Raw genomic sequence first — 9416 nt, 5'->3', positions numbered from 1 at the left:
GTAAAATTGCCACCACCGCCATAAGCGACGACCTGATCGGTCAAGTCGTCTCTCGGCGAGACGATCTCGTACTCGATTTGATGATCCCCAAGCATCTGGTAGGTCGCCTGGGCGATGAGCGCATCTCCGGCGTTGCCACCGTTGGGCATGTAGTAGAGTGGCTTGGCAGCCAAGGACTTCAGATAGGATGGAATAGAGACGCGATTCACTGCGCAGCTCCCGCTGTCGGCGGCCGACGCAGCGTGCCGCCGGATCGTCGTCCACAGTATAGCCTGTGGTGGATGCCAAGCATAGCGGTGGATGTCAAGATAGTTGTCGCATGAATCTGCGCGAGCTTCGGCGGCACGCCCTTCGCCCGAGTGAGGACCGCCGGCCGGTCCGAGTGGGCGCGTCTCGCGGACCAGCGAGCCCTCCGGTCGGTGCTGGCGCCGACTTGGTCGGTCCGAGTGGGCGCGTCTCGCGGACCAGCGAGCCCTCCGACGGGCTCACCCTCAGCACTATCCAGCGAGCCCAACGATCGGGCACGCCCAGCCACGACAGCAATGCATGAAACAGTCTCATTCGAGTCGTCTCCTGCCCCCTTGATCAAGGTCTCAGGTGAGGCGACAACTACCCTGACACAGGGGGATAGCCTTATGGTGGATGCCAGGCGCCATTGTTCCAGCGAGCCGAGGGAGGGTGGAAGTTTCTCCGCATTCGCGCCAAAATCTCAGGCATTTGGGGTCCAAATCCGTGTTGCCATGGATCTCCGATTCTGGCATCATCTGCGCTGGGCGGTCCAAGGAGGGCCCATGACGTTCCAGCGACAGCGAAGGATCTTCGGCTATGACAGGGAACGTGGAGCAGGTCACCTATCTCGTCGCGAATTACAACTGTGCGGTCTATCTTGAGGAGTGCTTGGGATCTGTCCTGGCTCAGCACGACGGAAGCTGGCGATGCATCGTCGCCGACGATGCGAGTACCGACAGCTCAATGGAAGTCATCGAGCCTTTTCTCGGCGAGAAGCTCTCTCTCTTGCGCAACGAGACGAACTTGGGGTACATCGCGACCCTCAAGAAGCTCATCGCCGCCGCCGAGACTGATATCGTTGCCATCTTGGATGCTGACGACGCCCTCCACGCGGAAGCGACCGGCGCTGTCCTGAATGCCTATGCCGAGAATCCGGAGACGGGCCTGGTCTATACCCGGCACTGCTGCTTCAGCGAGGATGGGTCACCGATCCGCTGCCGGGGGGGAGAGAGTCGCGGGGTCCCTCCGACGAAGACAAGCCTCGAGTTTGGTTTCATCAGTCACCTGAAGACTTTCCGCAAGTCCCGCTATTTCAGGACCCGCGGACTCGACGAAACGATCTTGTATGCCGAAGACCGGGACCTCGGCTACAAGCTCGAGGAGGTGACGAAGCCCGTCTTCATCGACCAACCGCTCTATTTCTACCGTCTGACTACCAACTCGCAGAGCCACGACCCGCACAAACTGGAGATCGGCGCCCGCAACCACATCGTCGCCAAGCGCCAGGCCCTGGACCGCCGCCGCATCCATGGTCGCTTCGAGCGCGCCTTCTACGAGTTGAGCTTTTGGCTCGAGTACGCCAAATACAGTGCCCGCTACGGCCCCTTCGGCCGGTTTGGGGCGAACCGCCTCTGGTCCCTCCTGCAGTTTCTCGACCTTCTGTTGAGGATCCGCTCCGTGGGCAGGCTGCGCCGCGAGGCCGCTGAGGTGAGCGCTTAGACGACGGCATATCGATCATGAGCGAGACCCTGACCTATCGTCCGAGCGAGCTCCTGCAGCCGTTTCTGGCCCCAGGAAGACGTCATGCTGCCGTTCCATCAGCGTTTGTCGAGACCTACGAAAGCTTCCGGCGCCCCAGGGATCGATAGAGCGCCTCGTAGGCGCTGGCCATCCGACGGCTGGTGTAGTTGCGCTCCACCCGTGCCTTTGCCTGCTCCGCCAGGCGCCCGCGCAGTGCCGGGTCATGGTAGAGCCGACATAGCGCCTCGGCGAGCCGGCTCGGATCGCCCGGCGCCACCAGGATCCCCACCTCGCCGTCAGCGAGCTGCTCGGGGACCCCGCCGACCGCGGTCGCGACGACCGGCAAACCCGATTGCATGGCCTCCAGCACGCTGATCGGCCACCCCTCGGTAACCGACGCGAGCACGAAACCGTCGAACCTGGACAGGTACGAACGGACTTCCCGGGCGAAGCCTGCGAGCAGGACCCTTTCGCTCAAGCCGAGTGTTTCGATCTCGGCGTCGAGCCGGCCTCGCTCCGGGCCTTCGCCAAAGACAACGAGTCGGAGATCGGCGTCCCGGTCGATGCTCCGGCGCAGCGCCTCGAGGAGAACCGAGTATCCCTTCTCCGGCGACAGCCGACCGAGCGACACCAGCGTGGGCCCGGAGGAGAGGAGACGGGCGATCGCGGGATCGCCCGGAAGCGCCTCTCGCGGAGCGGGCGTCACGCCGTTGGGTATGGCCAGGAGCCGCCGGCACGAGACCCTCCGCAGGCGCGGGTGAGAGAACATCCCGGGGTCGACGCCGACGACTGCGTCGAGGCGCCGCAGGGACAACCCGTCGAGCGCCTCGAACAGCCGGAGCCACGACCATCGGCGGACGCCAAGCCAACCGTGCAACGTGGAGATCATGGGCGCACCGCGCCACCGGCGTGGCAGGAAGCCCAGTAGGATGTTGCCCTTGTAACCGTGGGAATGGATGAGATCGACGCCTTCTGCCCGCGCGAAATGCGCTATCCTGAGCGCTCCCGAGAGATTCGGACCATCGAGCATTCGGAAGCCCTCGACGCGCAGACCACGGCGGGATGCCTCCGCCTCGATCGCCGGCATGGCGGCGCCCGGAGACCCGATGCTGCCCAGGATCGGCTGGTGTCCTGACCGCCGGTGCTCCTCCATGAGTGTCAGCACCACTCGCTCGGCGCCATATAGACCGAAGCTGTCGATGACGTGGAGGATCTTCACGCCCTCGAGCCCTGTGACTCAGGCTGCTCGCCCGCTTTCCCGCCCCCCGCATTTCGGACCGCTCCCGGCCCGCGGTTCGGCTGCCGGATGAGGCGCAAGGCCAAGTGATCGTGCCGGGCTTCCACCACGTGGTCCAGCGGCGGGGAACTGCCGTCGTCAACCACGACCACCTCGAAGCAGTTCCGAGGCACGTCGAGATCGGCCAGGGCTCCGAGGCACTGCGGGAGGTCACGCGGCCGATCAAATGTCGGCACGACGATCTTGACGCTCGGTTTAGAGTTGTTCATCATCGGTGTGACGCTAGGAGCACTGCTTTTCAAAATCCGAGTTCAGTCCACTGTCAGGTGCCAGTTTCAACGATCGGCTCTTTCTCTGCCCAGTAGAGAAGAAAACACAAAATTCCGCACCAAATTAGAGTTTGGCCAGCTCTAAATACCGTTCCCAACGGAAATGAGAGACGAAGTAATGATCCCGGACCAATGAGACAAGCCCAGGAAATGATTATTAGTATCACGGCGATGATATCGAGCCCTTTTTTCCTCGCGATATCTTTCTGACTGATTCGAAATAAGGCAACGACAGGCAGTAGAATGAGAAGGTCGTCATAGAGCTGATGATAAGTCCAAATTCGAGAAATAATCGCTGCTATACCGAGCAAAATCCAAATATCGGCATGCCGTCTCCAAAAAATCCAAATACCGGCTAGCAATAGCAATAAAACAGAAAAGACCATGCTCCATTGCCCCATATCCAATACATGACTCCATTTATGAATATTAGCATACCCCAAATCGATATCTGATGTGGTAACCGACCACGTTTGGATTATCGTATTGATATTCTCCGCTCGGAAAGTTATTGCGGCAAAACTAAGCCCGATGTAGGCACCGACACACCCAAGCACTACCCGAAAAGAACCGCAGGAAAAAAGGACGACCCAGAAAAATGGAACCGAGAGACTCGGTTTTATCATCGCGAACAGTAACAGAATAGAAGCCCCCGCCTCTTTTCCCCACGAAACTTTTTTACCATGTAGCAATAATATTCCGGCGAGTAAAACGGGGCATAAATGAATCGCCAGCTGGCCATTTCCTATGACCACCGCTGTTGCATAGTTGGAAAGGAGAAAAAACCTGAACCAAGCCTTTTCGAATCCAGTTTTAATCCGCGATGCTCTTTCCAACTGGCAAATCAGCCAACACAACATGAAAACGACGCTTACTGCCCAAACAAAGCGAAGCATGGGAAATGGAATCCAGCCTAGAAATGGCCACAACAGAATATAGGATGCCGGAGGATATGTGCCTGTAAATGGCTGACCCGAAAACCATTCAGCGACAAAAGAGGATATTACTCTCAGATCAACCGCTCCCCTAGGTCCGGAATCGAAAAGTAGGCGCCAAAATTCGTAGGATAATCGTGCTGTGGCAAGTACAACCATCAAGGCCATGGTTAGTTTCAACATGGGCACTTTACAGGAGAGCCCCCATTTTCGTACCTGTGAAGCTTTCGCGATCATACCGTCTACGTAACGCTGGAATTCACCTGCCGCTTGAAGCGTAGCGAAAGGCGGTCAGGTGCATTGATTTGCTAGCCGATCTTGCCTTGACTCTATGAAGTAAGGAGACAGAAAAGAACATCATATTTGTTTTTGAAGAATTAATACGTTCCCGAAGGCGAAGTATGGAATCTTTGCGTATTTGAACCACAGGTGATTAAAACCATGTATGAATTTTCTAAGCAGTCGAGAGGAGAACCTTGTGTAAATCTCTGTGAATTGGCCTGACACATGTTTACTGACAGTAAATCCCCTACTTTTTAACTTTTTCTTTAGCCACCCGATGTTAGCCTGGCGTGACAGCAATTTTCCAGAGGGAGTTAATTCCCAGTATTCTAAACCGGCCGCCGCTTTTTTCACTGTTACCTTTTCTTTTCCTAGCAGGAGCTTTAAACTTCTCATGAATATTGATTCAATCGAAAACATGTTTGCTTCACTAATTACAAGAAAGCCTCCGTGTTTTAGAACACGATCAAGTTCTGATATCGCCTTTTCGACATCTACTATATGCATAAGCACACCCCAGCATAGAATGTAGTCGAACGTTCCAGCAGGAAAAGAAAGCGAAAGGATATTTTCACGTTGTAGCCGAATGTTGTCTCTCGGGGCGCTAGATTGGAGGTTTAGGTCCGCTGTTTTCAATATACTCTCAGAAAAATCAATCGCTAAGACGACGAATCCACGTTCTGCTAAACGAACGGAATGAGCGGCGGTGCCACATCCGGCATCCAAAAATGTGCCGTTATTTTGGGTGCCTAGAACGCTCGTTATATAGTCGAAAGCCTCTTCAAAAAAGGTCTCATTTTCTGCAGTTCGATAGGAACTCTCCCATTGTTGATGAATGTCCGGTTTTTGCAAAGTCCTTTCTACATCATTAGATTGCGAAATGCTCATCACCATTCTCCTTTTATAATCAATGCTGAATGACACAGCGACACGGACTCCGGGTCGCCTGACCTCGGATCACGCGCCGGCTCGGCGGTTGCTCCGTTGGTCCTGGCCTGCCAGTCCCTCCCATGCGTACCCGAGGGCGTTGGCGATCTGCCAACACCCCAGAAGCGAGAGCAGTCGGACCCGGGCGAGACCGTGCTGCTGCGACAGTGGCCTGAGCAGCCAATTCCCGATGTCGCGATGGGGGGTCACCTCTGACCAGGGCGTACCCGACCCTCGGCGCCTTCGCTCCTTGTGGTACCGACAGGCGCCGCGCCCATAGCTGAAGTAGAGGGCGAGGTATCCGGAAAGGTCCATGGCATGCTTGTGGTGGACAACGGCGTCTGGTGCATAGCGCAAGCGCCGACCAGACGCCCGCCACCAATCGCAGATCTCCCGGTCCTCGGAGACTCGAAAGGACTCGGCGAATCCACCGATGGCGTCGTATCCGTCGGCGGGGATCGCCATGTTGTTGGAGGCGAAGAAGAGTGCGTTCTCGGGGTCGGCGTTGTAGTGCCGGTAGACGATGTCGATGATCGCGCTGCTCGCTTCGGCGTACGGATTGGCAGGGAGGCCGTTGAGCGTGCGTCCTCCCAGCAGGCATCCGGGAGCGGATACCGCCTCCGTGGCCAGCGCGGACAGCCAACCCGGATCGATCTCGCAGTCGTCGTCGGTGAATGCCAGGAGATCGCCACTCGCCAGGTTGGCCCCGGCATTGCGGGCAGCACTCGGGCCCGCGTTGGCTTCGTGCAGGAGGCGCACGGTCAGTCGGCCAGGCACACTCGCGGCGGCCGGGGGATCACTCCCGTCGTCGACGACGATGATCTCGAACCGGTCATGAGGGTAGTCCGATACGGCCAGGGACCGGAGGCAGTGCTCGAGGGCCGATGGGCGATTGAACGTCGGGATGATGACCGAGATGCGCTGCTTGGACACTCACCACCTCTTCTATGGATCGACAGCGAATCGCGTACAATGCGCAGGCAGGGCGTACAATGAGCAGGCAGACCGCCCTGATCTGGTTGACGGACAACACATTACACTATCCCGATGGCCTTTCCCATCAGCATGGGGGACTCGAGGACGGCCGCCCTGCAGACCAACACGGCCGCCAGGAGGGAACGGACGGACGGAACGGAGGCGAGGGGCGCGGTCCGCACGGACCACGGCGGAAGATCGAACGACATGGGGAAACCGTCTTGCCGAATCCCGATCCGCGACGTGAGGCGTGGTCGATGAGCGTGGGAGCTCGAAGGCGGCTTCTCGTCCTGGGGCCGCATTGGTGGGGAATGACGGCCTTCTTTCTGGTGTGGCGAGCACCACAACCGACTCCGTATGGCTATGAAAAGTAAGGTTTTCGGCATCGGGTGGGCGAAAACCGGCACCACGACACTGTGCAAGTGTTTCAGAGAACTGGGCTTCCGTCACCAAAGCCAGCGGCTCGATCTGGTCAAAGACATTGCCCGAGGTGACCTGAGCCGGGTGGTTGAAGTAGCCGAAGAAAAAGAGAGCTTCGAGGACTGGCCTTGGATCATTCTGTATAGGGAAATGGACGAGGCGTTCCCGGGAAGCAGGTTCATCTTGACCGTGAGAGAGCCGCAGCGATGGCTACGAAGTTATAGCAATATGCTGAGGATCGAAGGCAGAGGGTCCGAAGAGCTCAATGAGATCCGCCGCACGCTCTATGGCTTGCCCTTCCCCGACGTCACCGAGGAGCAACTACTGGCGCGCTATGTCGAGCACAACGAGCAAGTGGTGGAATATTTCCAGGATCGGCCACGGTCTCTTCTGGTCGTGGATTGGGCTAGCCGCGGCGGCTGGGCGGACCTGTGTGAGTTCTTGGGTGTCGAGGTGCCGGAGGTGCCGTTCCCTCATGCCAACCGGGGGTATTATCACAGCAGAATGCGATTCTATTTGTCCAGAGTCTTCGATTTCCTACGGGGACACCCAACGCCTCACGACGAAGGCGACCTGGGGCCAAAAGCCGGTTGAGCTTGAGCAGCGCGAGCGCGAGGAGGCCCCTTGGGGCCCCTGCCCCGGGACTCGGTGTTGCTCCCCGTGTCTCAAGGAGCGGAGCTCGAGACCGCGTCCGCCGGCGCTCGCGACGAGGACGGGCGGCTCCGGCTCTCGGAAGCTTCGTCCAGGCCGCCCTCTGGCCGACGTTTTTCTTCGTACTCGAGGGGATGGAGCCTGACCTTCCGCCCGGCGTAGCTCGAGGCAAAGACCGGCGGCTTGAGCTCGACCCCCTCGAAGCGTTCGATGAGCTCCGTGTCGCAGTCGAGGAAATAATCCGGTCTGAGCTTCGCGAGTCGCGACGGGTCGTTGATCCAAGTGTTCATGTAGAGCACCCTGAGATCCGTGCCGAGAGCGAAGAACGGCGCCCACTCTCCTGCCACGCCCGCCTGGCGCGGAACGATCCGGCGCAGCTCCGCCGAGATCTCCCGCGAGCGGTATGACGGAGCGGCGAGGAAGCGGCCGACCTCGTAGACGTCGAGCATCGCGGAGAAAAGCAACACGACGGCGCGGCAAGCGCCGACGCGCTTGCCTGGGAAGAGCGCGCCCCGGAATAGCCACAGCCCCAAGCCCACAACAGCAGCGAACGGCGCGGCACAGTGGACCATGAAAGAATCGGAAAGGCCCGGTCCGTTCCCCACGATGATCCCATGCTTCTGCAGTACCTGGAGATTGAATCCTTGGGCCAGAGAGAAGATCCCCCAGATCAGGATGAGAGGACAGCCCAGGCGCGCGGCCCACGACAGGTGGCGCGGCATCGACCGGCGCCACCTGCGGAGGTCGAGCCACTCGAGAATCAGGAGAAGGTAGGCCGGCAGGAACGGGATGTAGTAGCGCAGCGGAGCGTAGAGGAAAGGCCATGTAACGCCGGCCCGACGATGATCAACGCGACGAGGGCGGCGCGGTAGGGGCTTTCGAGGAACCGCCGCGGCTCGGTCAGGAAGATATGAAGAGCGCAGAGGATCCCCCCCCGCCACCCACAACGCTGCTCCGTTGAGGAGCGGGTTCAGCAAGCTGTTGGCCAGCACCTCGGAATAGACGAGCTTTTCCTGCCAAATGCCACGGGTGAAGAACGCCAGCAAACCCAGGATGACAAGAAAACCCATGCCGAGCCATACCTCGGTCGATTTCGGGCTTCCCTGGCCGATCCGGTGCGCGACGAAAAACCAAATATGATCGGTGTGATATAAATCGGGGCGGCGGCTTTGACGCCGAAAGTCGACACCACCGCGAAGATGAAGATCAGGCCCAGCGCGCGATTGGGAGCGGCGGTCTCCAGGCGCCGCAAAAGAAAGAGCAGCCAGTAGACGCAAATGACGACGGGCATGGCGAAGAGCGCGATCCGCGAATAAAAGAAAAGGTGGCTCTGCAGGCCGAGGAGCACCATGCCGAGAAAGAAGAGGCCCGGCGAGTATTTTCTGGCGGTGGCGCAGGCGTAGCCAAGAAGAAAGAGCGCAAAGAGCGCGATCGTGACGAGCCTGACGCTCGAGAGCCGCGGGCCGAGAAGGCGGAATGCAAAGTAGAAGGGCCACTGGGTCAAAGGACTCCAGTGCCCGGTGGAAAGCTGCGGACCGGTGCAACCTCGAGCTTCAGGACGTCGGCCATCGTCTTCTGCTCGTCGCGCGTGCGACCGCGGTAGGCGCCCCAGGGAAGAGGCATTGTTGCCCTCCGAGACAGGCATGGTGCCAGCTCCGCGGCCCAGCTCGAGGCCTACCATTCGTCGAATGCGTAGACGCCGAGCAGCCAGATCTCGACGCTGTAGGCCGCGTAATACGTCGCGATCCAGCCGATCTTCGCCAGCGACTGCTTGCTCAGGTTCCGCTTCAGGAGTTTGTTCAGCTCTTCCCAGATCGAGTCCTGCAGGCCCGGAGTGTTGGTGATCCCCGGCGTCGTCGTGGTCAGCATGAAATAGAGCAGGCCGATCACCAGATAGAGCAGCGTGGTATG

10 protein-coding genes are annotated in these 9416 nt (G+C 59.0%); 2 read left to right on the top strand and 8 right to left on the bottom strand.

The window, feature by feature from the left end; translation table 11 throughout:
* Positions 1-209 (bottom strand): polysaccharide pyruvyl transferase family protein (locus GY725_13635; protein MCP4005227.1); only part of this gene is annotated, 209 nt, incomplete at its 3' end.
* A gap of 616 nt (positions 210-825) precedes the next feature.
* On the opposite strand from GY725_13635, the gene GY725_13630 reads away from it, so the two are divergent.
* Positions 826-1728 (top strand): glycosyltransferase, encoded by a 903-nt coding sequence (locus tag GY725_13630; GenBank protein ID MCP4005226.1) that lies wholly within the window; start codon positions 826-828, stop codon positions 1726-1728.
* Between the two features lie 115 nt (positions 1729-1843).
* On the opposite strand, the gene GY725_13625 is transcribed toward GY725_13630, so the two are convergent.
* The 5 genes from GY725_13625 to GY725_13605 form a co-directional block, all read right to left on the bottom strand.
* Positions 1844-2968: a glycosyltransferase gene (locus GY725_13625; protein MCP4005225.1), complete on the bottom strand. Its 1125-nt coding sequence runs from the start codon at positions 2966-2968 to the stop codon at positions 1844-1846.
* Entirely contained in the window at positions 2965-3222 is a 258-nt protein-coding gene (locus GY725_13620; protein ID MCP4005224.1) for a glycosyltransferase family 2 protein, read from the bottom strand. The genes GY725_13625 and GY725_13620 overlap by 4 nt, the downstream gene beginning before the upstream one ends.
* An 86-nt stretch (positions 3223-3308) precedes the next feature.
* Positions 3309-4433, bottom strand: a complete 1125-nt coding sequence (locus GY725_13615) for a hypothetical protein (protein ID MCP4005223.1) — start codon at positions 4431-4433, stop codon at positions 3309-3311.
* Between the two features lie 174 nt (positions 4434-4607).
* Positions 4608-5420 (bottom strand): class I SAM-dependent methyltransferase, encoded by an 813-nt coding sequence (locus GY725_13610; GenBank protein ID MCP4005222.1) that lies wholly within the window; start codon positions 5418-5420, stop codon positions 4608-4610.
* 69 nt (positions 5421-5489) lie between these two features.
* Positions 5490-6392, bottom strand: a complete 903-nt coding sequence (locus GY725_13605) for a glycosyltransferase (GenBank protein ID MCP4005221.1) — start codon at positions 6390-6392, stop codon at positions 5490-5492.
* A gap of 405 nt (positions 6393-6797) precedes the next feature.
* Between GY725_13605 and GY725_13600 the strand changes: the two genes are divergently transcribed.
* Positions 6798-7448: a hypothetical protein gene (locus tag GY725_13600; protein ID MCP4005220.1), complete on the top strand. Its 651-nt coding sequence runs from the start codon at positions 6798-6800 to the stop codon at positions 7446-7448.
* Positions 7449-7519: 71 nt separating this feature from the next.
* Here GY725_13600 and GY725_13595 read toward each other — a convergent pair whose 3' ends face one another.
* Together GY725_13595 and GY725_13590 are read right to left on the bottom strand one after the other, a co-directional pair.
* Positions 7520-8782, bottom strand: coding sequence for a hypothetical protein (locus GY725_13595; GenBank protein MCP4005219.1), 1263 nt, complete (start codon positions 8780-8782; stop codon positions 7520-7522).
* A gap of 397 nt (positions 8783-9179) precedes the next feature.
* The coding region (locus GY725_13590; protein ID MCP4005218.1) for a hypothetical protein at positions 9180-9416 on the bottom strand (237 nt) is incomplete at its 5' end.

This window comes from bacterium, assembly GCA_024226335.1.
Taxonomy (GTDB): Bacteria; Myxococcota_A; UBA9160; order SZUA-336; family SZUA-336; genus JAAELY01.
Note: the sequence above shows the minus strand (reverse complement) of the source record. Positions and strands in the feature narration are given on the sequence as shown.